22 protein-coding genes are annotated in these 22908 nt (G+C 68.5%); 5 read left to right on the top strand and 17 right to left on the bottom strand.

The genetic code is table 11. The features are described from left to right. Positions 1–68: 68 nt before the first annotated feature. Entirely contained in the window at positions 69–2177 is a 2109-nt protein-coding gene (locus DB354_RS06050; RefSeq protein WP_158277388.1) for a S9 family peptidase, read from the top strand. Positions 2178–2222: 45 nt separating this feature from the next. Here the strand turns inward: DB354_RS06050 and DB354_RS06045 are convergent, their stop codons facing one another. From DB354_RS06045 to DB354_RS05985, 14 genes are all read right to left on the bottom strand, one after another. Beyond that, positions 2223–3275, bottom strand: a complete 1053-nt coding sequence (locus DB354_RS06045; RefSeq protein ID WP_107834544.1) for a YihY/virulence factor BrkB family protein — start codon at positions 3273–3275, stop codon at positions 2223–2225. A gap of 54 nt (positions 3276–3329) precedes the next feature. Further along, complete coding sequence (locus DB354_RS06040) at positions 3330–4349, bottom strand: DUF3618 domain-containing protein (protein ID WP_107834543.1); 1020 nt, start codon at positions 4347–4349, stop codon at positions 3330–3332. After that, the gene (locus tag DB354_RS06035) at positions 4346–4765 is read right to left on the bottom strand and encodes a phage holin family protein (protein ID WP_158277387.1); all 420 of its coding nucleotides are present in this window, start codon (positions 4763–4765) and stop codon (positions 4346–4348) included. Before DB354_RS06035 ends, DB354_RS06040 begins: the two co-directional genes overlap by 4 nt. A 23-nt stretch (positions 4766–4788) precedes the next feature. After that, entirely contained in the window at positions 4789–5346 is a 558-nt protein-coding gene (locus DB354_RS06030; RefSeq protein ID WP_107834541.1) for a hypothetical protein, read from the bottom strand. Between the two features lie 196 nt (positions 5347–5542). Then, on the bottom strand, positions 5543–6439 hold the full coding sequence (locus DB354_RS06025; RefSeq protein WP_107834540.1) for a hypothetical protein: 897 nt from the start codon (positions 6437–6439) through the stop codon (positions 5543–5545). A 115-nt stretch (positions 6440–6554) separates the two neighbouring features. Beyond that, a complete protein-coding gene (locus tag DB354_RS06020; RefSeq protein WP_107834539.1) occupies positions 6555–7511 on the bottom strand; it encodes a hypothetical protein in 957 nt (318 codons plus the stop codon). Positions 7512–7686: 175 nt separating this feature from the next. Next, positions 7687–7809, bottom strand: coding sequence for a hypothetical protein (locus tag DB354_RS22810; RefSeq protein ID WP_255420714.1), 123 nt, complete (start codon positions 7807–7809; stop codon positions 7687–7689). A 108-nt stretch (positions 7810–7917) separates the two neighbouring features. Continuing rightward, positions 7918–8340: a MarR family transcriptional regulator gene (locus DB354_RS06015; protein WP_107834538.1), complete on the bottom strand. Its 423-nt coding sequence runs from the start codon at positions 8338–8340 to the stop codon at positions 7918–7920. A 97-nt stretch (positions 8341–8437) separates the two neighbouring features. Next, the gene (locus DB354_RS06010; protein ID WP_107834537.1) at positions 8438–8908 is read right to left on the bottom strand and encodes a DUF6496 domain-containing protein; all 471 of its coding nucleotides are present in this window, start codon (positions 8906–8908) and stop codon (positions 8438–8440) included. 357 nt (positions 8909–9265) lie between these two features. Beyond that, positions 9266–11467 carry a M3 family metallopeptidase gene (locus tag DB354_RS06005; RefSeq protein ID WP_107834536.1) on the bottom strand — a complete coding sequence of 734 codons (2202 nt, stop codon included), beginning with the start codon at positions 11465–11467 and terminating at the stop codon, positions 9266–9268. 92 nt (positions 11468–11559) lie between these two features. Next, complete coding sequence (locus DB354_RS06000; protein ID WP_107834535.1) at positions 11560–11994, bottom strand: response regulator; 435 nt, start codon at positions 11992–11994, stop codon at positions 11560–11562. A gap of 173 nt (positions 11995–12167) precedes the next feature. Beyond that, on the bottom strand, positions 12168–13184 hold the full coding sequence (locus DB354_RS05995; protein ID WP_107834534.1) for an aldo/keto reductase: 1017 nt from the start codon (positions 13182–13184) through the stop codon (positions 12168–12170). 53 nt (positions 13185–13237) lie between these two features. Then, complete coding sequence (can, locus tag DB354_RS05990; RefSeq protein WP_107834533.1) at positions 13238–13897, bottom strand: carbonate dehydratase; 660 nt, start codon at positions 13895–13897, stop codon at positions 13238–13240. A gap of 297 nt (positions 13898–14194) precedes the next feature. Next, positions 14195–16651 carry an ABC transporter permease gene (locus tag DB354_RS05985; RefSeq protein WP_107834532.1) on the bottom strand — a complete coding sequence of 819 codons (2457 nt, stop codon included), beginning with the start codon at positions 16649–16651 and terminating at the stop codon, positions 14195–14197. Positions 16652–17023: 372 nt separating this feature from the next. On the opposite strand from DB354_RS05985, the gene DB354_RS05980 reads away from it, so the two are divergent. Beyond that, positions 17024–17992 (top strand): L,D-transpeptidase, encoded by a 969-nt coding sequence (locus tag DB354_RS05980; RefSeq protein WP_107834531.1) that lies wholly within the window; start codon positions 17024–17026, stop codon positions 17990–17992. Between the two features lie 82 nt (positions 17993–18074). Here DB354_RS05980 and DB354_RS05975 read toward each other — a convergent pair whose 3' ends face one another. After that, the gene (locus tag DB354_RS05975; protein WP_107834530.1) at positions 18075–19043 is read right to left on the bottom strand and encodes an NAD(P)H-quinone oxidoreductase; all 969 of its coding nucleotides are present in this window, start codon (positions 19041–19043) and stop codon (positions 18075–18077) included. Positions 19044–19469: 426 nt separating this feature from the next. On the opposite strand from DB354_RS05975, the gene DB354_RS22230 reads away from it, so the two are divergent. The 3 genes from DB354_RS22230 to DB354_RS05965 all read left to right on the top strand — a co-directional run bounded on the left by DB354_RS22230 (position 19470) and on the right by DB354_RS05965 (position 20934). Continuing rightward, a complete protein-coding gene (locus DB354_RS22230) occupies positions 19470–19634 on the top strand; it encodes a hypothetical protein (protein WP_158277386.1) in 165 nt (54 codons plus the stop codon). Positions 19635–19823: 189 nt separating this feature from the next. Continuing rightward, on the top strand, positions 19824–20381 hold the full coding sequence (locus tag DB354_RS05970; protein ID WP_146180126.1) for a hypothetical protein: 558 nt from the start codon (positions 19824–19826) through the stop codon (positions 20379–20381). Positions 20382–20406: 25 nt separating this feature from the next. Continuing rightward, positions 20407–20934 (top strand): YXWGXW repeat-containing protein, encoded by a 528-nt coding sequence (locus tag DB354_RS05965; RefSeq protein ID WP_107834528.1) that lies wholly within the window; start codon positions 20407–20409, stop codon positions 20932–20934. Positions 20935–20998: 64 nt separating this feature from the next. On the opposite strand, the gene DB354_RS05960 is transcribed toward DB354_RS05965, so the two are convergent. Beyond that, positions 20999–21919, bottom strand: coding sequence for a hypothetical protein (locus tag DB354_RS05960; protein WP_233256567.1), 921 nt, complete (start codon positions 21917–21919; stop codon positions 20999–21001). A gap of 165 nt (positions 21920–22084) precedes the next feature. Next, entirely contained in the window at positions 22085–22900 is an 816-nt protein-coding gene (locus DB354_RS05955) for a DUF2231 domain-containing protein (protein WP_107834526.1), read from the bottom strand. Positions 22901–22908 lie beyond the last annotated feature (8 nt).

Below are 22908 nucleotides of genomic sequence, written 5' to 3'. Positions count from 1 at the left end.
AAGGGGCGGCGCAGCCGGGTGTACGTTCTGTTGGACGTCCGGCATTGGCCATGCATGGTTGCGCGACCATGCAGTCCCTTGCCCCGCGTATCCGGGTGGCTCTGGCCACCGCATTCCTGGCCTGCGCCGGCCTCGCCTCGGCCGCCGACGCCGCTCCGGCGCCGTCCCGCGCCCTCCAGCTCGAGGACATGTTTCGCTTCCGGCGGGTGTCCGATCCCCAGGTCTCGCCCGATGGCCGCCAGGTGGTGTTTGTCGTCACCGAAGTGGTGAAGGAGGAGAACCGGACGAATGCCGATCTCTGGCTGGTGGCGGCCGACGGTTCCGGCACGCCGCGCAAGCTGACCCACTCGCCGAAGCACGACCGCAATCCCCGCTGGTCGCCGGACGGCCGCTGGATCGCGTTTGAGTCGACCCGCGATGGCACGCCACAGATCTTCCTGCTCCCCGTCGCCGGCGGCGAACCGCGCAAGGTGACCACGCTGTTCACTGGCGCGTCGCAGCCGCGCTGGTCGCCGGACGGGCGCACACTGGCGTTCGTGTCGTCGGTTTATCCCGAGTTTTCCAGCCGACCCTTTGCCGAGTCGGACCGGCTCAACCGCGAGAAGGGCGAGGCGCAGGAGAAGAGCAAAGTGAAGGCGCGAGTCGTGGACCAGCTGCTGTTCCGGCACTGGGACAGCTGGGTGGAGGGCCAGCGGCAGCATGTGTTTGTCGTGGCGGTGAATGCCGACGGCGCCGCCATCGGCCAGCCACGGGATGTCACGCCCGGCGAGAACGACGGCGTGCCGAATTCGATGACCTTCAGCGAAGGCGACGACTTTGTGTTCTCGCCCGACGGCAAAGAGATCGTGACCGCGCTGCCGCCGCTGCCGACGCGCGAGCAGGCGTGGACGACGAACTACGACGTCTGGTCGATCAATCTCACGACCGGGGAACGGCGGAACCTGACGGAGGGCAACCGGGCCGCGGACAACGCGCCCCGCTTCTCGCCGGACGGCCGCTATCTCGCTTACCGGGCGCAGGCGGTGCCGGGCTTCGAGGCGGATCGCTGGCAAATCTGGGTGCTCGATCGCACCAACGGCCAGCGCCGCAGCCTCACCGCGAACTGGGATCGCTCGGTCGGCAACTTCTGCTGGACGCCGAACGGCGCGGCGTTGCTCGTCGAGGCGGAGGAACAGGCCATCGGGCCGATCTTTCGCGTCGACGTGACCAGCGGCGCGGTGGCGCCGGTTGTCACGGGCGGCGTGAACACGGGCATGTCGCTCGCGGCCGACGGCCGCTGGTTCGCGTTTCTCCACCAGGAGATGACGCAGCCGCCGGAAGTGGCGCGGCTCGACCTGGGCCAGACCGTGGCGAAGCCGCTCACACAGATGAACGCCGCGCTGCTCGAGCCGATCGCGTTCACGCCGCCAGAATCCGTCACGGTGCAGGGCGCGGGCGGCACGCCGGTCCAGATGTGGATCGTGAAGCCGCCGCACTTTGACCCGGCACGGAAGTATCCCCTTGTGTTCTGGGTGCACGGCGGACCGCAGGGCGCGTGGACGAACGCCTGGTCGACGCGCTGGAATGCGCAAATCTGGGCGGCGCAGGGCTACGTGCTCGCGCTGCCGAATCCGCGCGGCAGCACCGGCTTCGGCCAGCAGTTCACCAACGAGATTTCGCGCGACTGGGGTGGCAAGGTCTTCGAGGACCTGAAGGCGTGCCTCACGTTCATGCAGCAGCAGTCGTACATCGACGCGACGCGCATGGCCGCGGCCGGCGCGAGCTACGGCGGCTTCATGATGAACTATTTCCAGGGCCACCTCCCGGGCGTGTTTCGCTGCATCGTGAACCACGATGGCGTGTACAACTTCAACACCATGTACACGACGACCGACGAGCTGTGGTTCGACGAGTATGAGCACGGGCTGCCCTGGACGGATCCCGAGTTTGAAAAATTCTCGCCGCACCGCTTTGCCGCCGCTTGGTCGACGCCGATGCTGGTCGTGCATGGCGAGCTGGATTTCCGCTGCCCGGTGTCGGAAGGCCTCGCCGCCTTCACGACGCTGCAGCGCAAGGGTGTGCGCTCGAAGCTCCTGCTCTTCCCGGACGAAGGTCACTGGGTGCTGAAGCCGCAGAACAGCGAACTCTGGCACAAGACGGTCTTCAGCTGGCTCGGCGACTACCTGAAAACGAACTGAGATCGGTGCGCGCGGGCGGCCGAAGTGCGGTCGCCCCACGGGGCGTCAATCGGTCTCGCGCCGCCGCTTCGGCGGCGGTCGCGTCTTGGTCTCGCCGCTGCCCTCGTGCCGTGCAGGCCCGACCGTGTCGGCGGCGAACGCCCCGCGCTGGCCGAGTGGGCGGGGCGCGCCCTCGGTGGTGTCCTTCACGGTCTGGCGTTCCATCTCCGCGTTGAGCTCGGCGCCGAGTAGGACCACGTATGCCGAGAGGTACGTCCACAGCAGGAAGACCACGATCGCGCCGAGCGAGCCGTAGGTTTTGTCGTAGCTGCCGAAGCGCGAAACGTAGACAGAGAAGCCAGCCGAGCCGGCGATCCAGAGCAGGCTGGCGACGACGGCGCCCCAGCTCACCCAGGCCCAGCGGGCTTCGTCGCGGCTCGGGGCATAGCGGTAGAGCACGGCAAGCATGGCGGTGAAGCCGACCACCAGCAACGGCCAGCGGGCCCAGTTGAGCACTTGGTCGAGGGCGGGGCCGAGGCTGAGGTTCTCAAGCAGCGCGGGGAGGACGGCGACGAGCGCGAGCGCGATGACGCCGGCGGCGATGGCGCACGCGGTGAGCAGCAGGGCGATCGCGTTCAGCCGGAAGAAGCCGCGCTTCTCCTCCTCGCCGTACGCGATGTTGAGGCCTTGGATGACGGCCTTTGTGGCTTTCGCGCTGCTATAGAGCGCGACCAGGACGCCGACGATGGCGCTCAGGCTGGCAACTTCGGCGTTGGCGGTGATCCGACTTAATTGGTCTTCGAGTACCGGGAGAATCTCGCGCGGCACGACGCCGGCGAGCGCGTTGACCTGGTCGCGCACCTGACCGGGGTCGGAGATGAGCCCGTAGATGCCGATCAACGCGGCCAGCGCGGGGGTGACCGCGACAAACGCGTAGAACGCCACGCCCGCCGCGACAATCGACAGGTTGTCGCTCGCGATCTGCCGCTTGGTGCGGACGAGAATGTCGAGCCAGCCGCGGTGCGGCACCTCGTGCGGCTCCTCCGCCTCGCGGCCGTGACCGGCTTCGTGCGGGGCCGGGGGATACACATTGCGCTTGCGATCTGCGGGGCGGGGCATGGCGACGAAAAGGGAGGCGGCCGGTCCCACGCCGCGGGGACCGGCCGCCGCGACCTACATGCCCGGTCGCGTGAGCGAAGGATCGGCGGCTCCGCCCATCACCGTACCCGGCGTGCCGGCCATGCCCGTATCGGCCGGCAGGGGCGTGCTCGTCGGGGCGGCGGGCGTGGCGCCGTTTTCCTTTTTGCGCTCGGTGGCGAGGCCCTGGGCTTCGGCCTCGTCGCGGGCGGCAGTGGTGGCGGCGGACGCCGCGGCGCGCACGACATGGCGGCCTTTCTCGACGGCTTCCCGGCCGGCGTCGCGGGTTCGGCTCTTGAGCCGATCCATCGTGGTGCCGGCGAGCCGGTTCACGGGCGCGGGCGTCGGCAGCGCGAGGCCGATGAGCATGCCGGCGGCGAGGCAGCCCAGCCCCACGCCCAGCGGGTGTTCGTCGACAGCCTCGGCGACGCGGTCGCGCGAGCGTTCGTACACCTCACGGGTGTGTTCGCGCGCGTCCTGGCCGAGTTCGCCCATGCGTTCGCGGGCGGACTCGAACTTGCTGCGGGCGCCCTCGCTCAGGTCGGACCATTTCTGCTTCAACTGCTCTTTCGCGCCGGCGGCCTTCTCGCCGACGGTGTCGCGCAGGTGTTGAAAACGGGATTCGTCGCCTTCTTCGCCCGTCGATGCGAAGGACTCGCCGCCGGTGGGATAGTGGATGGGGCGATCGAAGTGCGTGTCGGGGTCGAAACGCTCGTTTTCGTCGGAGGAGAGGTCGGCGTCTTCGCGCCGGCCGCGGCTGATTGAGTACGCCAGCCAGGCGGCCCCGGCGGTCATCAGAAGGATGGGGAGTGGGTTCTTTTTCACGGTGTCTACAACGGCGTGCGAGGCTGTGCCGGCCGACTTGGCGATCATCTCGCGGACTTGCGCGCCGCTGGCGCTGGCGTCGCCGCCACGGAAGAAGCCGATGATTTCGTCGAGCAGATGGCGCCCCTGGAAACGCTCGGTGAGCGCGTCCATGGTGTCATCCATGCGCTGGCGGGTGAGCTCGATGTCGGAGCGGAGGGCGTCGACCTCGCGGTTGGGATTGGGATTCATGCGGAGTGGGGAAGTTTGCTTTGGGCCCAGTCCTTGTCCTCGCGGAGGGACTGGAGCGTCTCGCGGGGGGCAATCTGATCGGCGGCCAAGGCGCGTCGGGCGCGGGCGACAAGGCTCCAGCCGATGAGGGCCACCGCGGCGCCGATGGCGGCGGGGGCGAGCCATTCCGCCAGGTCGGGGTCCAGCCCGGCGCGAACGAGCAGCGAACTGCCGAGCAGGCCGAGGCCGATGAGCAACACGATGAGTCCGGCGTAGGCGACGAAGCCACCGATGGCCATCTGGACCGTGTGCTGGCCGACGCTACTGGCATTCTGCTTGAGCTCGGCCTTGGCGAGAGCGACCTCCTGGCGGAGCAGGGTCGTGGTGTCGTCGCGCAGTTCCCGCAGGAGCGCGGGCAGGCTGTTGGGGTGAGGCATGTCCGGGGTCATCACGCTTCCCGTTATGCGCCGCTGGGGAAGGCGGGTTCGCTGACGGAGAGCGCTTCGCTTCCGCGGGCGTTGCCGGCTTCCCTGCCGGTGAGTTCGTCGGTGGCGGAGCGTGGCGGGCGGGCCTTGATCAGGTTGCCCACGACGAAGCCGCCGAGGAAGAGCCCGCCGAAGAAGGCGACCGGGTGCCGCCGGGCGAAGTCCTCGACGTCCATCCGCAGCTCGCCGAGATCGCGCTCGCGCAGGTAGTCGGAGAAGCGCTCGACGCGATCGGCGAGCTGGTGGGTGGCCCAGGCGATGTTGGGGTCTTGTTCCTCGAACGCCTTGGCGGATTCGTGCATGGCGGCGCCATAGCCGCCGAGCCGGCTGGCGGTGTCCTGCCGGGACTGGTCGGCGACGCGCTGGGCCTCGGCCTTGGCGCGGGCGGCGGTTTCGCTGGCGGCGGATTTCACGCTGGCGGCGGTGGAACTGAGCTTCTGCTTGGTCTGGCCCAGCACACCGGGTTCGCCGCCGCCGGGAGTCTCGTCGCCGAGCGGCGAGTGGGGAGTCTGCCGAAGAATGAGTGGATTCATGGGTCTCGGGTCGCGGTCGTAATTCGTTCCTCTGCTGGCGACCGGACAGACAGGCACGACCCGGTTCGGAGCGCCGGCGGGACGAAGAAAAACGGCGGACCTCGGCGTCCGCTCGGACCCGATACGCGGGGCCGGGAAAGTCCTGGGCGCGGTCAGTGATGTGCGCCGTGCAGGCGCGAGGGGCGGAACGGACGGCTCAGGTCTCGCCCTGCGCCTGGCGCTGGCGGGACACGCGGTGGAGCTGCCAGGAGTTCCACACATTGTGCCAGACGACGTAGCAGGTGGGCCCGAGCGCGATGAGCGGGCTGGCGTAGGCAAGCGCGAGGTAGATCGTGAACGTGGTGTTCTTCTGACCGAGCGCCTGGCTGGCCTCGCGGCGGAATGCGCGGCCGCCGATGAGGTAGCCGAGCCCGAAGTTGGCGGCGCAGATCGCGAGGGTGATGCCGGCGATGCGCAGGAGCACGTGCAGAGGAGTGTCGACGGAGCGGATGAACGCGGAGGCGTTGGCGCAGATCAGGAAGAGCGCGAGCACCCACATGCCGAAGGAGAACGTGCGGAGCTTGGCAGGCCACTCGGTGGCGCGGGGATGGACGCGGCGCACGATCCAGCCGGCGAGCATGGGGCCGAAGACAACGAGGCCGACGCTGCCGAGCACGTTGCCGAAGACCTCGGGCGTGGCCTGGCCGAGCACGATGGGCAGGAAGACCGGGAGGAGGGCGGCGATGATGACGTTGGTGAGGAGGAAGGCGGCGACGACGTAGTCGACCTTGCCGCGCAGGAAACTGATGACGACCGGAGCCGCGGTGGCGGTGGGGGTGATGCCGGCGAAGAAGGCCGCGAGGGCGACATCACGACCGCCGACGAGCCCGCCGGCATACCAGCCGGCGAAGCCGAGCGCGATATTGGTGAGCAACAGGACGGCGTGACTGCGGTGGACGGCCTCGCGCGTGAGGCGCGTCTGCAGGAACACGAGGAAGAGCATCCCCATGACCAGCCAGCGGATGGCCCACGATGCGACGTGGGCCTGCGGCAGCAGTGCGCCAAGGAGCATGGCGGCCAGGAGGGCGGCGGTACGGGAGAGTCCGGACTTCACAACTGAACACGGGAGCAGTTGTGCCGCGGAAAGTGAAAGGGAAACTGAAAGTGAGAGTGAGGGTGAAAGTGAGCAGGTTTCGCTGAAGCGAAAGCTGAAGGAGGAGCGGACGGGGTTAGTGGCGGGGGGCGACGGGGTCGGCGGCGGGCGCGGAGCTGGCGCCGGTTGAGCCGCCGAGCGAGACCCCGGTGTCGGACGGAGTCGGTTTCGGGGCATCGGCGAACAGGCCGACGCTGAGCGATTCGCCGTAAGGAAACCCGGCGACCCCGGCGAAGCGGGAGCGCGGGTCATCGAGCGGCGGGGTTGCATCGTGGGGAGCGAGCTTGGTCCAGTCGGTCGCGTGGCGCGGGTGCATGGCCACCTCGGTGGAGTCGAGGGTCAGCATGCCAAGCGTGAGGCCGACGCGGAGATTCCGGTGGGTGTGCGCGGCCCAGGCGGAGCGCCAGTCGAAGTAGGGCGGCGGGCGTGAGGTGCGGACGAAAAAGTGGCCGACGAGCTTGTAGGAGAGGCGGTTGGTTTCGCGGGCGTTCTTGCGGAGGTCGAGCAGGTCGTACTCGGTGCCATTGACGCGGGCGCGGACCCAGGCGTGCTCCTTCCAGTACGAAGCCTCGAAGCGCCACGGGATACCGAGCGAGGCAAGGAGGTGGGCGGCGAACACGGCCCGGCCGTCGCAGTCGTCGCGGAGGTACGCCCAGCCGCCGGCGCGCCGGCGGGCGATCATCTCGTCGAGCGAGGCGTGGAAGTCCTCCACCTGGTAGATCCGCTGGTCGTCGTCGTAGTCGACGAGCAGGTGGGTGACGTCGTTGACGATCGCCAGCTGCTGCAGCGGGTCCGTGGTGATCGCGCGGATCGCGGCGGCGACGGGGAGAATCGCGGGATGGTCGGCGCGGACCTCGCGGTACATCTCGTGCCGGAAGTACGAGAGGCTGTGGCGATCTGGGACGGGCGGCGCGGACAAGTCGCCGGCGGGTGCGGCGAAGGATACCACCATCAGGATGGTGTAGAGAAACGCCCCCGCGAAACGGCGGAAGGACGCCTGCGAGTCAGAGATCCGCCGCTGCGCTGTATCCACAGCGCTCTACATCGGGGTCGGGGATTTCCCGATCCAGAGAAAATTGGGGCTCTGGATACGCGCCCGGCGAAGGCGTTGTGCGGCGGGGAATTCAGCGAGAAAAAAACCGCCACCCGGCCGGCGACGGGCGACAGAAACGAGAGACGTTGGGGCGAACGCCGCGGGGCGAAGTGGCTTAGCGCCCGCGCCGCAGGCGATTGCGTTGGGCGCGACGGGTGGGCGGGCGCCGGCGGTCACGCGTCACGTCGCGCAGGTTGAGAATCAGCTTTTCGGCGGCGTTCGACGGTACGTTGCTCATGCCCGCCAAGATACCCGGCGGCGGGACCGGCCAAAATCGGGCGGCGTTCCCAACCGTCGCTGGGAACTGGCCTGAGGGGGGAGGCGAAAAGGCCGACGCCGGGAGACGTCAGGAATGCTCGACCAGATCGAGGAGCCGGCGGAGTTCCGGGCGGAGATTGCGCAACTCGTGCACGTGGGCGGCGGAGAGCCGGCGGATGAGGGTTTCGCCGCGGGCGGTGACCCGCACCTCGCTGCGGCGGCGGTCGGTGGTCGAGACCCGCCGGCGGACGAGCCCGCGTTTGGCGAGTCGGTCGACGAGGCCGACGGCGCTGTGATGCTTGAGCATCAGGCGTTCGGCGAGTTCGCCGACGGTGGCGAAGTCGCGCCCGGGGAAGCCTTTGATGGCGAGCAGGGCCTGGTGCTGCTGAGGCGGGATACCGGCGCCGCGGGCGGCGTCCTGGCTGAAGCGCAGGAAGCGCCGGAGGGCGTAGCGCCAGGCGGCGAGCGTCTCGTAGTGATGCTTGGTGATGGCGGAAGGGCGCCGGAGCATGGGGGGAACAGAGCAGGGCCCGGGCCAGCGGCATCCATCCCGGTGCGATGGAACGAAATGCCGGGGGCGGGTGGGTGCCTACGCTGGCCGGCGCGCATCAGGAACGCGAGGATTTGGTGGCGCGCCGGCGTCGGGTGGCGGCGGCCTTGCGGGCGGAGGCGGAACGTTGGGCGGGGGACCGCCGGCGGGCGGCCTGGCGGGCCTGGCGTGAGAGGGCGGAGCGCGACGCGGTGGAGGTCGGCTCGCGGCGCAAGGCCTTGGTGGTGGCCTGCGAGCGTCGGCGCGACGGAGAGTGGCGCGTGCCCGACCGGGCTTGGGCGGCGTCGTGCCGGGCCTTGCGGCGCGTCGCGGCGGATGTCCGGCCGCGGCGAGGCGGAGGGAGTTTTACGCCGGCGCGGCGCGCTTCGGAGAGACCGATGGCGATGGCCTGTTTGGTGGAACGGGCGCCGTGGCGGCCGGCGCGGATGTTGTCGATCTGTTCGCGGACGAATTCGCCGGCCTGGGTGGAGGCCGACTTACCCTGGCGGGCGTCGCGGTGGGCACGTTCGACGGTGGCTTTCTTGGGCATGGTTTTCTCCTCCGGTTGGGTTGCCGCCGCAGCCGCGGTGCCGGCGTGAGCGTCCCTCTGCGAGGGCGGCCGGTGGGTGGGCGCAATGGCCCACCGTGTTGGCGGACCGGAGTTTGTTCCAGGCAGCTATCGCTGCGCGATAGCTGAAGGGGGGGAAAAGTCGCGATCGCCGGACGATAGCGAGGGGCGAGGCGGCTGCGAAATCGGGGAGCGACCCTCCGGCTCTTTCTCTTACTCCTACTCTTACTCCTGCTCTTACTCTTTCTCTCGCACTGTTGCCGGTCGCGGGGGGGGCGACCAGGAGGTGCGTTTTGAGAGTAAGAGAAAGAGGAAGAGTAAGAGAAAGAGGGGCCGCCCTCATTCCCTCGCCGCCGCGCCGTCGGCGGCGGCGTCGAGGCCGCGGCGCTGGAGGAGCGGCTTTACCGAGGGTTCGCGGCCGGCGAAGCTCTGATAGAGCGTCTTGGCCTCGGCGCTGCCGCCGCGGGAGAGAACGGTCTGGCGGAGGTGATCGCCGTTGGCGCGGGTGAGGCCGCCGTTGGCCTTGAACCACTCGACGGCGTCGGCATCGAGGACCTCGGCCCAGATGTACGAGTAGTAGCCGGCGGAGTAGCCGTTGCGGAAGACGTGGACGAAATAGGCGCTGCGGTAGCGCGGCGGGACGGGCGCAAAATCGACGCCGGCCTTGCGGAGGGCTTCGGCCTCGAAGGCGAGGACGCCGTCGGCGTTGGGCACCTGGGCGGGCGTGAGCTGGTGCCAGGCCTGGTCGAGGAGCGAGGCGGCAAGGTACTCGGTGGTCTTGTAGCCCTGGTTAAACTTCTGGGTGGCGAGCAGCTTCTCGAGCAGCGCGGCGGGCATGGGCTCACCGGTCTGGTAGTGCTTCGCGTAGTGCTTCACGACCTCGGGCCAGGTGGCCCACATCTCGTTCACCTGGGACGGGAACTCGACGAAGTCGCGCGGCACCTGCGTGCCGGCAAAGCGCGGGTAGCGCACGTCGGAGAACATGCCGTGGAGGGCGTGGCCGAACTCGTGAAACATCGTGGTCACCTCGTCGAAGGTGAGCAGGGTCGGTTGGCCGTCGGCGGGCTTCGGCACGTTGAGGTGGTTGGCGATGACGGGCTTGGTGCCGAGGAGGCCGGACTGGCTCATGTAGGCGTTCATCCAGGCGCCACCCCGCTTGGAGGCGCGGGCGTAGTAATCGGCGAGGAAGATCGCGAGTTGGGAGCCGTCGGCATTGAAGACGTCGAACACGCGCACGGTGGGCTCATAGACCGGGAGATCGTGGCGCTCCTTGAAGGTGAGGCCGTAGAGCTTGTTAGCGGCGTAGAACAGGCCGTCGGTGAGCACGCGGTTCATCTCGAGGTACGGCTTGAGCTGGGACTCATCCATCTTGTACCGGGCCTGGCGGACCTTCTCGGAGTAGAAATCCCAGTCCCAGGATGCGACTTTGAAGCCGCCCTTGTCGGCGTCGATGAGGGCCTGGATGTCGGCGGCCTCGCGGCGGGCGTTGGCGACAGCGGGGACGGCGAGATCGCTGAGGAGCTTGTTCACGGTGGCCACGGAGCCCGCGGTCTGCTCGGCGAGGGCGAAGTCGGCGTAGGTCTGGAAGCCGAGGAGCTGGGAGCGTTCGGCGCGGAGCCGGGCGATCTGCGAGATGATGGCGCGATTGTCGAATTCACCGCCGCGGCTGCAGCGGGCGAGGGAGGCTTCCTGGATTTTCTGGCGCAGGGCGCGATTCTCGAGGGAGCCGACGGGCGGCTGACCGGTGGTGTTGACGAGATTGATGACGTACTGGCCGGGCTTCTTGGCGGCCTTGGCGGCGGCTTCGGTGGCGGCGATCTCGGCGGCGGACATGCCGGCGAGCTGGGCCTTGTCGGTGACGATGATGGCGCCGGCGTTGCTCTCCTTCTGGACGTTTTGGGCGAACGTCGTCTCGAGGGCGGCCAGCTCCTGGTTCATCTGGCGGAGCTTCTCCTTGTCCGGCTCGGCCAGCTTGGCGCCGGCGCGGACGAAGTCCTTGTAGTAGCGGTCGACGAGGCGGGCGGACTCGGCGTCGAGGTTGAGCTTGGGCAGCTGCTGGTAGATCGCGTCGATGCGCGTGAAGAGCCTGGCGTTGAGCCGGATCGCGTCGCCATGGGCGGCGAGCTTGGGTGCCATGGTCTTTTCGACGGCGCGCAGCTCGTCGTTGGCGTGGGCGCCGACGAGGTTGCCGAAGGTGCGGGACACGCGGCCGAAGTCCTGGCCGGAGCGTTCCAGGGCGACGATCGTGTTCTCGAACGTTGGGGCCTCGGGGCTGTTGGCGATGGCGTCGATGGTCCGCAGGTGCTCGGCCATGGTGATCTCGTACGCCGGCAGGAAATGCTCCGGCTTGATCCGGTCGAACTGCGGGTACTCGAACGGCAGCGGGCTGCGGGTGAGCAGCGGGTTGTCGCCGGAGGAAGCGGCGCGGGCGCCGGGGGCGACGATGAAGGCGGCCAGCAGGCAGGCCGCGAGAACACCAGTGGAAAGAGCGGCAGGCGCGAGGAGCAGCCGCGGCGCGGAGAGGGCAACGGGGACGAACATAAGAGCCGCCCACACTGCCTTGTCATAATGCCTTGGCAAGGCGCGGGTGGGGCGGGCGACCTCCCTGGGGAACGCCCGCGGTGCGGGGCGGCTCAGGGCACCGACGCGGGGGTGGCGGCGGGGGCGGTGGCGGGGAACATCTCCGCGACCATTTGGCGCAGGAACGACGGATAGACCGGCTTGAAGAGGACGCGATCAACGTGGAGGCGCTCGTATTCGACGGCGACGGAAGGATCGAGCTCCGAGCTGAAAACCACGACGCGGGACTTGACGTCGAGCTGGCGCAGGTTGCCGACGAACGTGAGGCCATTCATGCGCGGCATGTGATGATCGGTGATGATCAGGTCGTACGCGGCGGTGCCGGAGGATAGCGTTTCGATGGCAGCAAGCCCGTCGACGGCGCAGTCGACGGTGTGGCCCTGGCGGGCGAAAACGAGGCGGACCAACTCGCGGAGCTCCGGCACGTCGTCGACGTAGAGAATGCGCAGCCGGGCGGAGGGGCGAGTGGCAGTGGGAGGAGTGAGCATTGCGGTCAGAGTGAGGGTATCACCTTACGACGCCTGCGGATATCGCGGGTTCACCTGATTGGGCGCTAAAAAAACATCAATTGCCGGTGCGGCGCGGGCGCGGGCGGCGAGGCGGGATTAGCGCCGACAAAGAAACTGCCTCGCGGTGGCCGGCGATGCGGGGTGACGAGTCCTCATCGATTCAGCGCGGCCATCGACTGCGCGTTGTAGCGATCCCCCGCGGCGGCGCCGACGGGCAGGATGGCATCGATTTCACTCAACTCCTCCGCGGTGAGCGTCACGCGCTCTGCGGCCAGATTCTCCTCGAGGTACGCCACGCGCTTCGTGCCGGGGATCGGCACGATGTCCTCGCCTTGGGCGAGCACCCACCCGAGCGCGAGCTGGCTGGGCGTGACTCCCTTGCGGCCGGCGAGCTGGTGGATCTTGGCCACGAGATCGAGGTTCTTCTGGAAGTTCGCGCCTTGGAAACGGGGCGAGTGGCGGCGGTAGTCGTCGGCCGGCAGATCATCGATCGACTTGAAGCGCCCGGTGAGAAAGCCGCGGCCGAGCGGACTGTAGGCGACGAAGCCGATGCCGAGTTCGCGGATGGTGGGCAGGATATCGAGTTCGACGTCGCGGCTCCACAGCGAGTATTCGGTCTGCAGCGCGGCGATGGCGTGAACCTGGGCGGCCCGGCGGATCGTGGCGGGCGCGGCCTCGGAGAGGCCGAGGTAGCGGACCTTGCCGGCGCGGACGAGTTCGGCCATCGCGCCGACGGTATCCTCGATGGGAACCTTGGGGTCGACGCGGTGCTGGTAGTAGAGGTCGATGACGTCGACCTTGAGGCGGCGGAGGCTGGCATCGCAGCACTCGCGGACGTACTCCGGATCGCCGCGCAGGCCGAGGAATTCTCCGTTGGGGCCGCGGACGTTGCCGAACTTGGTGGCGAGCACGACACGCATGCGGCGGCCGGCGATGGCCTTGCCGACGAGTTCCTCGTTGCGGCCGCTGCCGTACATGTCGGCGGTGTCGAGCAGGTTGCCGCCCTCGTCGAGGTAGCGGTGGATCACGCGGATGGACTCCTGTTCGTCCATCTGGCTGGGATCGTAGAACTCGCTCATGCCCATGCAGCCGAGGCCGATCTCGGACACTTCGGGTCCGTTTGAGCCGAGCCGACGGGTGCGCCAGGGGGTGCTGGTGGGTGACGTCATGCGCCGGAATAAGGCCGGCGCCGCCGGAACTTCAAGTGGAGGACAGGGAAAGTTCAGCCCACCTTGGCGTCCAGCGCGGCCAGGGCGGAGGCATGAGTGCGGGCGGCCTCGTCGGCGTTGCTGGCGGTGCAGTGGAGGTCGTGGATGCGGCCGTCGATCAGGCCATAGATCCAGCCATGGATGGTGAGCGGCTGGCCCCGGCCCCAGGCGTCGCGCACGATCGTGGTGCGGCAGACGTTGGCGACCTGCTCGATGACATTGAGCTCGCAGAGCCGGTCGGCGCGGGCGTTGCCATCGCCGCGGACGCATTCGAGGCGACGCTCGTGCTTGTGGCAGACGTCCTCGACGTGCTGGAGCCAGTTGTCGGCCAGGCCGACGCGCTCGCGCTGAAGGGCGGCGTTGACGCCGCTGCAGCCATAGTGGCCGGTGACGATGATGTGGCGCACCTTGAGCACATCGACGGCGAACTGGATGACGGAGAGGCAGTTCAGGTCGGTGTGCACCACCACGTTGGCGATGTTGCGGTGGACAAAAAGTTCTCCGGGCAGGAGACCGACGATCTCATTGGCTGGCACGCGGCTGTCGGCGCAACCGATCCAGAGGTAGGCGGGTTTCTGCTGCTGGGAGAGCTCGGAGAAGAAGCCGGGATGCTTCTTCTGGATGGCTTCGGCCCAGGCGCGGTTCTTGGCAAACAGGTGCTCGAGGGTGGGCATGTGGGTCAGTGTGGGCCCGGAAACATTGCGGCCTTGATCGGCAGGTCAATGGCGAGGCTTGGGCCCGGAAGCAGGGAGCCCGTGTGGTGGAGCGACCATCGCCGGGCGGCGGCCAATACTCGCAGCGCCGAGCGTGGCCGGGATTGGTGTTACGATCCGATCACGCTCGGCGCTTTGAGGGGGTCCCCGGAATGAGGCAGGAAACCCGCCGGCGCGCACGTCCGGAAAATACCGGAATTCCAGTATTCGTTGACCGGCAGGCGGCCAATGAAGCCGGCCGCCGGGAAGTGGGGCGGGCTATTCCGATCGCAATGCCTCCATGGGCGGCACCCGGGCGGCGCGCAGCGCCGGGATGAAGCACGCGAGGAGGGCGACAACGGTGAGCACGACCATCGTGGCGGCAAAGACGAGCGGCTGATCGGGCCGCACGCCGAACAGGAGGCTGTCCATGGTCCGACCGCTCCACCAGGCCCCGAGGCCGCCGAGCGCGGCGCCACCGAGCACAAGCTTCGCGCCCAGCGCGAGGAACTGGCCGCGGATGTCGGCGGGGCGCGCGCCGAGCGCCATGCGGACGCCGATCTCGCGCCGTCGCTGGCTGACGGAGTAGGCAAGGACACCGTAGAGGCCGACGGTAACGAGCAGGAGCGCGAGCCCTGCGAACAGCACCGCGAGGAGGAGGGGGGAGCGGCGTTGCTGGAGGCTGTCGTCGATGCGGGTGGACATCGATTTCAGGTTGGCGAGCGGCAGGTCGCCATCGAGCCGGAGGACGGTGGCGCGAAGGGCGGGCGCGAGGGACTCGGCGGCCATCGCGGTGCGCAGGGCGAGGGAGACCTCGCGACTCGCGTAAAGCGAGTACGGCAGGTAGATCGCGCCGGGCGTGCGCGGGTCGGCGAGGTCGTTCTGCTTGATGGCCCCGACGACGCCCACGACAACGTACGGCTCGTCCTTGGCCTCGGGCACGCCGTTCCAGATGCGGCCGCCGAGCGCGCCGCCCTTGGGCCAGTAGCGGCGGGCGACGTCCTCATCGATGACGCACACGCGCGACTTGCGCGTGCTGTCCTCTCGGCTGAGCAGCCGGCCCTCGCGGAGGGGGATGCCGAGCGCGGCAAAATAGTCGCCGGTCACGCCGCCCATGTAGTGCGAGCGGATGGAGTCGCCCGGCGCGGGGGTGTAGCCCTCGACCGTGACGGCGTTGGAGTCGGAGTCGTTGCTGAACGGAAGCATGCTGCTGAAGCCGACGGCGGAGACGCCGGGCAGGTTGCCCAGCTCCTGCCCCAGCCGCTCGAAGAAGGCGTTGCGTTGCGCGGCGTCGGCGTAGCGGATGCGCGGGAGGGAGACCCGGGCGGTGAGGACGTTTTCCGGTTGGAAGCCCGGGTTGACGGCGCTGACGCGGGCGAAGCTGATGCCGAGCAGGCCGGCGTTGACGAGGAGCACGAAGGCGAGCGCGAACTGGGCGACGATCAGCGCGTGGCGCAGGCGGTGCGTGGCGCGGGAGGTCGTGCCGCCGCGCGACTCGACCGACAGCGCGGTGGCGAGGTTGTGGTGCCGGGTGTGCCACAGCACGGGAGCGGCGAGCAGGAGACCGAGCAGCAGGGCGGTGCCCAGGGCGACGACGCAGACGAGCGGGTCGAGACCGAAGTCGCCGGACCGGGGCAGCTGGTCGAGTCCGAGGGCGTTGAAGGCGCGCAGCGCAACCCAGCCGATGCCCAGTCCCAGCACGCCGCCGGCGAGCGCCAGCACGACAGTCTCGGCGACGATCTGGCGGGTGAGCTGCAGGCCGGTCGCGCCGAGGACCTGGCGAACGGACAATTCCTTCATGCGCGCGGTGGCGCGGACGAGGAGGAGGTTGGTGAGGTTGACGACGCCGATGACGAGCAGGAGGAACACGCCGGCCTGGAGCAGCAGGACCATCGTGCGGGTGTTGGCGATGTGGTCCTCGTGGAGGCTGAGCACCTGGACGTGAAAGCCGGCATCGGTGACCAACTTGGCATAGGGATCCTGCGCGAGGGCGGCGCGGTGGTGGGCGTCGAGCTGCGCCTGGGCGACGGCGATCGAGGCGTCGGGCTTCAGCCGCGCGATCATGGCCATGTTGTTGCTGTGCCGCCGATCGGGCTTCCGCTCGGCCTCGGAGAAGACGATGGGCGTCCAGAGCTGGGTGTGGCGCGAGAGATACTCGAAGCCCCGCGGCATCACGCCGACGACGGTGCACAGGGTGCCGCCATCGAGGCGGAGCGTGCGGCCGATGACGCCGGGATCGGCGGCGAACCGTTCGCGCCAGAGTCCGTCGCTGAGGATGACGACGTTGCTATTGCCCTCGGTGCCTTCCTTTTCGGAGAACGCGCGGCCGAGCGCGGGTTTGACGCCGAGGACGCTGAAGAACGCCGGCGTGATGCTCATGGTGTCGATCTGCTCAGGCGAACCGGCGTCGCCGATGGTCCGGGCGGTGTCGCGGTAGGCGGCAACCTCGGCGAACGCGGCGATGTTTTGGCGCGTCTCGAGAAAGTGGGGGACGGAGGCCCCGGCGCGGTCGACCCCGGCCTTGGGGTAGCAGTTGTAGACGATCACCAGCTGGTCAGGCTGGGGAAACGGCAACGGGCGGAGGAGGACGGCGTTGACGATCGCAAAGAGCGCGACGTTGGCGCCGAGGCAGAGGGCAAACGTGAGGAGGGCGGTGAGGGTGAAACCGCGATCACGGCGGAGCGCCCGGACGCCGTGGCGAACGTCCGCAATGAGGGGGTGGGAGAATGTGGGCATGCGCGCTCAGTACCCGGCGAGGTGCGGCGAAGTTACAGGAATTTCCGGCGGCGGGGAGGAGGGCGGCAGAGGGGAGCGAAAGACGCCCTTTGGGAGTGAAAGCGGGGAGCCGCTGACAAGCAGGACGGCAGAAATCTTTCTCTTTCTCATACTCCTACTCTTTCTCTCAACCCGGCGCAGGGCGCGAAGCGTCCCGAGGCGCGGGCGATGGCGAAAGTGAGAGTCAGCAGGTACCGTCCATTGACGCTTGGCGGATCGCGGTCTGATTGGCCCGGGCGGGACGGCTTCACGAGAACGAGAACGAGGGAAGGCGGGAAGTCTTCGCTTCACCTTTTGAGCGAGGGACGTATCAACTTCTGCCTGACTCCTCTTATGCGACTGATCGGATGTGCCCTCATTCTGGCTGCGGCGATGACTTGCCATGGGGAGGAGGGCGCGACGGAGGAGGCCGCGGCGGAGGCGCAGGCGGTCGAGGAGGTGCCGCTGCCGATGCCCGCGAATGTGTTTGAGGCGCAGGTCGAACTGCATCGGCGGGGGTTCTCCTGCGGCTCGATCGACGGTGTGCCAGGGGCGCAGACGGCGGGAGCGTTGCGGGCGTTTCAGCGTTCGGCGGGGCTCCGGCCGACCGGGTTGCTCGACACCCGCACGCGCGAGGCGCTGCGCATGGCGACGGTGGCGCTGAAGGAACATGAGGTTTCGCCGGTCGATCTCGGCGGACTCGAGCCGGTGCCAAAGACGTGGTTGGAAAAATCGGAGCGGGAGCGCCTGGGGTATGCCACGGTGCTGGAGGCGCTCGGCGAGCGCTATCACGCGAATCCGAAGATCCTGCAGCAGCTCAACCCCGACGTGGACTGGGCCGGAATGTTGCCGGGGGCGGTCCTGACGGTCCCGGCGGCGGACGAAGTCGTCGTTGCCGGTGAGCCGGCGGAGATCGTGATCGGGCTCAGCGAGCGTGAACTCGAGGTGCTCGATGCGGGCGGCCGCGTGATCGCGCACTTTCCGGTGAGCATCGCGAAGATGGCGGAGAAGCGGCCGGTGGGGGAGCTGCACGTCACGGTCGTGATTCCGAACCCGGACTACACCTTCAATCCCGCGGTGTTTCCGGAGTCGGCCGAAGCGCGGAGCTTGGGACGCAAACTGATCCTGCCTCCGGGGCCCAATAATCCGGTCGGGCTGGCGTGGGTCGGGCTGGATCGTCCTGGTTACGGCATGCACGGCACGCCGGAGCCGGAGCAGGTGGGCCGGACGGAATCGCACGGCTGCTTCCGGCTGGCGAACTGGGACGCGGTGACGCTCCTGCGGCTCGTGCGCGTCGGGATGAAAGTGGTCGTCGTGCCATAGTCGCGCTCGACCGGGCGGCGCGCGTGAGCGAATCGCCCGCGCCCCTCTTGTGCGGCGGTGGTCGCGCCGCGAAAACCGCAGCTCAGACCGTGAGGACGATCTTGCCGACGTGGGCGCTGCTTTCCATGAGCCGGTGGGCGGCGGCGGCTTCGGCGAGCGGGAAGGTCTTGCACACGTTGGCGCGGAATTTCCCGGCGGTGAGCAGCGGCCAGATGTGGTGCTCCACGTCGGCGGCGAGCGAGGCCTTGTAGGCGTTCTCGCGGGCGCGGAGCGTGCTGCCGGTGATGGTGAGGCGGCGCGACATGACCTGGTGGGCGCTGAACTCGGCCTTGCCGCCCTTCATGGCGTTGATGAACACGAGCCGGCCTTCGGGTCGCAGCAGGCGCAGGTTCTTCGCCGTGTATTCACCGCCGATCATGTCGAGGATCACGTCGACGCCCTGGTCCTTGAGGACGGTTTCGAAATCCTCGGTGCGGTAGTTGATGGCGCGGACGGCGCCCGCGGCTTCGCAGGCGCGGCACTTTTCATCGCTGCCGGCCGTGGCGAACGCGCGGGCGTTGAACGCGCGCGCGAGCTGGAGCGCGGCCATGCCGATGCCGCTGGTGCCGCCGTGGACGAGGAAGGACTCGCCGGGTTGCAGGCGGCCGCGTTGAAAGACATTGCTCCAGACGGTGAAGAGGGCCTCGGGCAGCGCGGCGGCGTCACTGAAACTCCACCCGGCCGGTACGGGCAGGCAGCTCCCGGCGTCGATCACCACCTGCTCGGCGTAACCGCCGCCGGCGAGGAGCGCGCATACGGCGTCGCCCTGCCGCCAGCGCTTCACCTCGTCGCCGCAAGCTTCGACCACGCCCGAGACCTCGAGGCCCGGGATGTCGGGCACGACGCCGGCCGGCGCGGGGTATTTTCCGTCGCGCTGGATCAGGTCGGCGCGATTGACGCCGGCGGCTTTGACGCGGATGAGGACATCCTTCGGGCCGACGGCGGGCGTCGGGCGTTCAGCGAGGGTCAGCACCTCGGCCGGACCAGGTTGGGGGATGACGACGGCTTTCATGGAGGCCGGAAACGTAGTGGTCGGCCGAGCGAGCGCCACACTGAATCAGGGAGTGAGGGAATGAGGGAGTGGGGGAATGAGGGAGTGAGGGAATGAGGGAGTGGGGGAATGAGGGAGTGGGGGAATGAGGGGACGGGCCTTCGGAGTGAAAGTGAGGGTCAGAGTGAAAGTGGCCCAGAGCCCTGCGGCCTCGTGAGCGTGGAAGTATGTCGCGAGCTGTGGGGGCGGGTTGCCTTCGAGGTCTTTCTCTTACTCGTACTCTTTCTCTTTCTCTCGGAGTCCGGGGGCGGGGGGGCAGGGTGGTTTTTGAGGCCACGGTTTGAGAGAAAGAGTAAGAGGAAGAGTAAGAGAAAGAGAGGGGTGGGTGACCCGGCCCCGAGGTTGCGGGAAAGGGGGTGGGTCGGGTAGAGACGCGGGCTGCCACCCATGAAGAAACCCACCCGCGATGAACGTTGGCGGATGTGCACGCGAAAACGCCGGTATCGCACGCAGGCGGATGCGTTGGACGCTGCACGCCTTCTAGGGCTGGAACGCCAGCGCAAGGCCTACCTGTGTCCGGTCTGCGGCCACTGGCATCTGGCGTCGGGGTGAAGCGCTTCCGCGGAGCGCGCATCCGCGAATTTTTCGCCGGCGCGACGCGCCATTTACGCAACCCTGGCAGGCGTTTCCCGCTTGGAATTCGCCACTTGGAAAGAGGGACAGCCTGTATTCCGGCCGCTTATTCCAGAACGGCACAATCGCGGTATGCTACGGTCACACTCGGACGATCCACCAAAGACCATGCAGAACAAATTCCTACCGGTGCTTGTTGTCGCCGCGCTGCTTACGCCCGCGGCCCACGCGCAGGAAGCGACCTCTTCCACCGGTGCTCCGGCTCAGGTGGCACAGCCCACCTATGCGGCACCCGGACAGGCCAACATTGCCCAGCCTGCGCCCATGACGCAGGTCGCGCCGACGCCCAACGAGGTCATCTATTCTCCCCGTCTCCCCTCGGTCGCCGAGCTGACAAATGTGGCGGCGGCGCAAGGGCTCTCGATCGAGCAGATCAACCAGACCGCGACGCAAATCACGGTGGTCCACAAGAACGCGAGCGGTCAGCTGACGACGGTGGCCTACCAGCTTCTGCCGACGGCCGCGCCGCAGGTGGCGACGCAGCAGACGGTGGTGGTGCCCGCTCCGGCTCCGACGGTGATTTACCAGAGCGCGCCGCGCACCGTGATCTACGAGAGCTACGATCCGTTCCCGCCGAGCTATTACTATCCGCCGGTGTCGTTGAACTTCGGCTTCGGCTACTATCGGGGCTGGGGCGGTCACCATCACCACTGGCACGGCCGCTGAGGTCGGCCTTCCATCTTTAACGAACATGAGAAAACAGATCCTCATCGCCTCGGCGATTGGCCTCACGACGCTGCTTACGGGCTGCGTCGGCACGGGACCTAATACCCAGGAAGGTGCGGTCACCGGAGGCGCGCTTGGCGCGATCGCTGGTGCCATCATCGGTCACAACAGCGGCAGCGGAAACACCCTGGGTGGCGCGCTGATCGGCGGCGCCGCCGGGGCGCTGGCGGGTGGCACGCTCGGCAACGCCGCCGACCACGAGAACGGCACGGTTTATGGCAGCCGTACGGCGGCGCCGGCACAGACGTCTTACACGGTGGTGCAGCAGATGCCTCCGCCAATGCCGCCGCCACCCGCGGTGCAGGAGGTTGTGACGCCCTCGCCGGCGGCGAACGCCGTCTGGATTCCGGGCTACTGGACCTATGACGGCCGGGCCTATTCGTGGATTCCGAGCCATTGGGAAATCCCGCCGGCAAACAGCAGCACGCACGTGGCGGCGCACTGGGAGAACCAGGGCAACGGCTACTTCTTCGTGCCCGCTTACTGGCGGTAATTTTCGCGGAGGCGAAAACCCTCCCTGGTGAGACGATAACGCGCGCTGGTTCCGTTTCTCGGAATCAGCGCGTTTTCGTTTGCGTCGCCACCGGCGCGGCGGCGGCGGCATCGGCAGCGGCGCGCGCGGTGTAGCCGCGCAGGAAGCGAATCGCGCCGCGTCGCTCGAGGTGGTCGGTGTCGACGAGCAGCTCGTAGCCAAAACGCGAGTACGGCGGCAGCGCCTCCTGGCCGCGGGCGCGGAGGACGAGTTCGCCCGACGCGGTCCAGCCCAAGGCGACGACGGAGGTCGGCGCCTGGGCCAGATAGGACGAAAAGACGCCTTCGAGCGCCTCCAGCGTCGGGATCGGTGCAGAGGGCTTTGGATCGTCCATCCGCAGCAGCAGGACGTCGGACCAGTTGCTGCCCGTGAACACCGTGATGGCGGCGCGACTGCCGTCCGGCGACCAGAGTACCTCGAGCGCCTTTCTGATTTGGAAGATCGGGCGTCCCTCGGGGCGGCGTTCGTCGCGCAGGAACACCACATAATCCATCGCGGCGCTCCCGGCAGCGGCGAGGTGATACAGCGTCCGGCGCGAATCGAGCGACGCACACTCTTCGACGGACGGGAACGCCGCGCGTGGCGTCTGCACGAGCCGCGGCTCGCGGTACGTCCCTGGAATGATGGTGTGGCAGCCGGCGGGGAAGAACTCGCTGACCTCGAGCCGGAGAAGGCCCATGCGCATCCCGCTGGGGGGCGGCAGCGGTTTCGCCGGCGTGAGCGGGATCCCGATCGTGGCGACCGGAGCCGGCGCCAACGGTGCGGGTGGTTTTGCGGGTTCTGTGGCACAGGCGCCGAGCAGCAACGCGGCCGCTGCCAGCGTGGCAAGCGCGAGGCGCGTTCGTGTCACTTCACTGCGGGCCGGTTGCGCGGGAAGCGGCGTGGGCGGGATTGCGCGGGCGAAGGGGCGACGCGAATCCGCGGCGGAGGCGGAGGTCGGAGTCATTGAGGGGCTGGCGCGTGGCTGACGGCGCGGGGGCTTAGTTGGGGCCGGAACCGGTTGGGGCGAGGGGAGCCCGCGCAGATCTACATGCCGGAAGCAACGCGTCCGCGCAACCCGTTCTTCGCGGTCGCGCGCGGGCTGAAGAACTCGCTGCAGCGATTCCTGCAGTTACAGCCACACCCAGATCTGGCCGTCGCGGATCTCGGTCTTGAACGTGCGCAGCGCGACCTTGGCGGGGCCGTGCGTGGGCTCGCCGGTGCGGACGTCGAAACGCGAGCGATGCCAGGGGCAGGTGATCTCGCAGCCCGTGAGTTGGCCCTCGGAGAGCGGGCCGAAGCGGTGCGTGCAGAACTCCTGAAACGCGTACACGGCGCCGTCGACGCGGGCGACGGTGGCGATGATGCCGTTGTGGCTCACGCGCAGGGTCTCGCCCTCGCGCAGATCGGCGTCGCGCGCGACGGGCAGAGGAGACTCGGTGCCCTTGCGGACGATCGTCGTTTCCGGGAGTCGCGTGCGGCGGCGGTGTCGCCCCACGCCGACTCCGTCGTCGTACACGAGCGTACCGCCGAGGTAGCCGGAGTAACCGAGCACGCCCAGGCCGATCAGCGCCACCACGAGCGGCGCGGCGGGCGTGCGGGCGGCGTCGAGCGCGCTGTAGCGTAGGCCGGCACTTGCGGCGAACAGCCCGACGGCCACCAAGTTGAGAACCAGATGGGTGGTGGCGGTCTTCTTGGCGGGATGGTCGTCGCGGATGTCGGTGTAATCGACGAAGCCGAAGACGGCGGCGAGCAGCGCGGTGCCGAGACCTACGAGGAGCGCAATGAAGGCGGCGGAGACGAGCGGGACGCTGCGCGTGTCGGCGATCCAGCTGGCGACGTCGAGCAGCACCGCGAGCGGAAACAGCGCGATGGGCAGGTGCACGAGCGCCGGGTGGAGCGGACTGCGCAGGGGCTTGCCCTCGAGGACGTCTTTGAGCGCGGGCATGGCGGCGG

Origin of the sequence: Opitutus sp. ER46, assembly GCF_003054705.1 — a bacterium.
Lineage (GTDB): Bacteria > Verrucomicrobiota > Verrucomicrobiia > Opitutales > Opitutaceae > ER46.
This window is presented reverse-complemented; position numbering and strand designations above follow the sequence as displayed.

Excerpts from the sequence above, each read along its gene's own strand:
- DB354_RS06050 (WP_158277388.1), top strand. The coding sequence starts at position 69 with ATGCAGTCCCTTGCCCCGCGTATCCGGGTGGCTCTGGCCACCGCATTC.
- DB354_RS06045 (WP_107834544.1), bottom strand. The coding sequence starts at position 3,275 with ATGCCCCGCCCCGCAGATCGCAAGCGCAATGTGTATCCCCCGGCCCCG.
- DB354_RS06040 (WP_107834543.1), bottom strand. The coding sequence starts at position 4,349 with ATGAATCCCAATCCCAACCGCGAGGTCGACGCCCTCCGCTCCGACATC.
- DB354_RS06035 (WP_158277387.1), bottom strand. The coding sequence starts at position 4,765 with ATGCCTCACCCCAACAGCCTGCCCGCGCTCCTGCGGGAACTGCGCGAC.
- DB354_RS06030 (WP_107834541.1), bottom strand. The coding sequence starts at position 5,346 with ATGAATCCACTCATTCTTCGGCAGACTCCCCACTCGCCGCTCGGCGAC.
- DB354_RS22810 (WP_255420714.1), bottom strand. The coding sequence starts at position 7,809 with ATGAGCAACGTACCGTCGAACGCCGCCGAAAAGCTGATTCTCAACCTG.
- DB354_RS06015 (WP_107834538.1), bottom strand. The coding sequence starts at position 8,340 with ATGCTCCGGCGCCCTTCCGCCATCACCAAGCATCACTACGAGACGCTC.
- DB354_RS06010 (WP_107834537.1), bottom strand. The coding sequence starts at position 8,908 with ATGCCCAAGAAAGCCACCGTCGAACGTGCCCACCGCGACGCCCGCCAG.
- DB354_RS06005 (WP_107834536.1), bottom strand. The coding sequence starts at position 11,467 with ATGTTCGTCCCCGTTGCCCTCTCCGCGCCGCGGCTGCTCCTCGCGCCT.
- DB354_RS06000 (WP_107834535.1), bottom strand. The coding sequence starts at position 11,994 with ATGCTCACTCCTCCCACTGCCACTCGCCCCTCCGCCCGGCTGCGCATT.
- DB354_RS05995 (WP_107834534.1), bottom strand. The coding sequence starts at position 13,184 with ATGACGTCACCCACCAGCACCCCCTGGCGCACCCGTCGGCTCGGCTCA.
- can (WP_107834533.1), bottom strand. The coding sequence starts at position 13,897 with ATGCCCACCCTCGAGCACCTGTTTGCCAAGAACCGCGCCTGGGCCGAA.
- DB354_RS05985 (WP_107834532.1), bottom strand. The coding sequence starts at position 16,651 with ATGCCCACATTCTCCCACCCCCTCATTGCGGACGTTCGCCACGGCGTC.
- DB354_RS05980 (WP_107834531.1), top strand. The coding sequence starts at position 17,024 with ATGCGACTGATCGGATGTGCCCTCATTCTGGCTGCGGCGATGACTTGC.
- DB354_RS05975 (WP_107834530.1), bottom strand. The coding sequence starts at position 19,043 with ATGAAAGCCGTCGTCATCCCCCAACCTGGTCCGGCCGAGGTGCTGACC.
- DB354_RS22230 (WP_158277386.1), top strand. The coding sequence starts at position 19,470 with ATGAAGAAACCCACCCGCGATGAACGTTGGCGGATGTGCACGCGAAAA.
- DB354_RS05970 (WP_146180126.1), top strand. The coding sequence starts at position 19,824 with ATGCAGAACAAATTCCTACCGGTGCTTGTTGTCGCCGCGCTGCTTACG.
- DB354_RS05965 (WP_107834528.1), top strand. The coding sequence starts at position 20,407 with ATGAGAAAACAGATCCTCATCGCCTCGGCGATTGGCCTCACGACGCTG.
- DB354_RS05960 (WP_233256567.1), bottom strand. The coding sequence starts at position 21,919 with ATGACTCCGACCTCCGCCTCCGCCGCGGATTCGCGTCGCCCCTTCGCC.
- DB354_RS05955 (WP_107834526.1), bottom strand. The coding sequence starts at position 22,900 with ATGCCCGCGCTCAAAGACGTCCTCGAGGGCAAGCCCCTGCGCAGTCCG.